Annotated in this window: 1 protein-coding gene and 2 tRNA genes; 1 reads left to right on the top strand and 2 read right to left on the bottom strand. The window is 57.0% G+C overall.

Features of this window, described 5'->3' with window-relative positions; genetic code table 11:
* Positions 1–313 (top strand): hypothetical protein (locus MF607_RS22565; protein ID WP_242122398.1); only part of this gene is annotated, 313 nt, incomplete at its 5' end.
* A gap of 29 nt (positions 314–342) precedes the next feature.
* On the opposite strand, the gene MF607_RS22560 is transcribed toward MF607_RS22565, so the two are convergent.
* Both MF607_RS22560 and MF607_RS22555 read right to left on the bottom strand, forming a co-directional pair.
* Positions 343–418: transfer RNA gene (locus MF607_RS22560), tRNA-Ala, on the bottom strand.
* A 128-nt stretch (positions 419–546) separates the two neighbouring features.
* Positions 547–623 (bottom strand) — tRNA-Ile (locus MF607_RS22555).
* Between the last annotated feature and the right edge of the window lie 247 nt (positions 624–870).

Here is an 870-nt window from a genome sequence, read left to right as displayed (position 1 = left end):
CCTCACGCTTGAGAGTCCACACCACCAACGACAACACTGGATCGTCACCCGCAGGCAACGACACGAAACTCGGCAGAGCAGTGTATCGCGGTTTGTATCGGTGTGGTTGAAATCGCTCAGCCTTGATGTGATGAACGTTCGTTCGTTTTGGTCGGCACAGCCTTGCAGCTACGCTTCCCTTTCCGAACCAACGCCTCACGGCATCGATTTGAAAAAACCATTCACAATGTCAAATATCGGAAAGCGCGCCTTAACGGCCTCCCTCCTCGTGTCAACCACGAGGATCTCGGTTCTCTTCATCAATACAGGTTAGTCTTGCTCGCTTCGCTTCGCAGGAGTGCGTGGTGGAGCCTATCGGGATCGAACCGATGACCTGATGCTTGCAAAGCAACCGCTCTCCCAGCTGAGCTAAGGCCCCAATGCGCCAGCGACGAGACAGAATAGCAATGCTATTCTGCACAGTCGCAAGAACGGCCGGCGTAGCGTCAGCTACGACCGACGACACGGGCTTTGCCCGTGGCGCTGGCTAGAACCATCCGCACTAACTGGTGGGCCGAGTAGGAGTTGAACCTACGACCTCACGCTTATCAGGCGTGCGCTCTAACCACCTGAGCTACCGGCCCGTACCCGCTGCGCCGTCAGTCGCGGCAAAGCCGCGCCTTATGGCGCAGCTCAGCCGCGCTGGCCGAGCTTGTCTGCGTGCAGAATAGCTGAACGCTATTCCGTCTCGCAGACTAACCTATTGATGAAGGGACATGAGGACGGCGGCTTAATGTTCTGCGGAAGGTACGAAGCTCTTCCCCGCATAAAGCGAGGCGCTTTCGGACCATACCTTAGAAAGGAGGTGATCCAGCCGCAGGTTCCCCTACG

This window comes from Sphingomonas lacusdianchii, assembly GCF_022664395.1.
GTDB classification, from domain to species: Bacteria; Pseudomonadota; Alphaproteobacteria; order Sphingomonadales; family Sphingomonadaceae; genus Sphingomonas; species Sphingomonas lacusdianchii.
The sequence above is the reverse complement of the archived record's forward strand: the minus strand, read 5'-3'. Positions and strand labels throughout refer to the sequence as shown.